Origin of the sequence: Pseudoalteromonas sp. MB41 (genome assembly GCF_020966275.1) — a bacterium.
Classification (GTDB): Bacteria; Pseudomonadota; Gammaproteobacteria; order Enterobacterales; family Alteromonadaceae; genus Pseudoalteromonas; species Pseudoalteromonas lipolytica.
In genome coordinates, this window is the sequence record NZ_JAJJZF010000079.1 from 1 (window position 1) to 664 (window position 664).

At 42.0% G+C, this 664-nt stretch carries 1 rRNA gene; it reads right to left on the minus strand.

The window, feature by feature from the left end:
- Window positions 1-379: 379 nt before the first annotated feature.
- A 5S ribosomal RNA gene (gene rrf, locus LPA49_RS22260) occupies window positions 380-494 on the minus strand.
- Window positions 495-664 lie beyond the last annotated feature (170 nt).

Sequence of the window (664 nt, forward strand, 5' to 3'; positions counted from 1 at the left end):
ACCGCCACATGATTCCATGACAACTTTACAACGAGGAGACGTGGTGAGTATCGACAGTAGCTCTTTTCTGCTTACCGCTTTATTACTTTGTAGTTTTTGATGAAAAAATTGACCGACTTGAAAAACATTTTTTGCCAAGTCGATACAAATTAAGTTAAATTTTGACATGTATGGATTCCTTATTGGTAAAAGTGGTTTTGCAATTTCTTTATACCGTACTTACCCTATTTAGGGGAGGAGTCCATACATCTCCTACGTCTCTTCACCTTGCGCTGATACGTCTTTTATCTCTGTATGCAATCTCAGTATGATACTGGACGATTTAGCCCTGAACGCAAAAAACCCGCTGCATTGCTGCAACGGGTTTCTTTAATTAGGAGCCTGGCGATGTCCTACTTTCACATGGCAAATGCCACACTATCATCGGCGCTGTTTCGTTTCACTACTGAGTTCGGCATGGAGTCAGGTGGGTCCAAAACGCTATTGTCACCAAGCAAAATGCGTGGAAAGGATTCTCGACAAAGCGCATCGCGCTTACGAGTCCTTTGCGCAAGGTGAACTGATTTCGCATTAAGCGCTGCGGTTCACCCTACATAAAATCTGGAAATCTGATAATCGTAAAATCTACTTTAGTATACTAACTTCTGTCTGTTACGCTGTCATA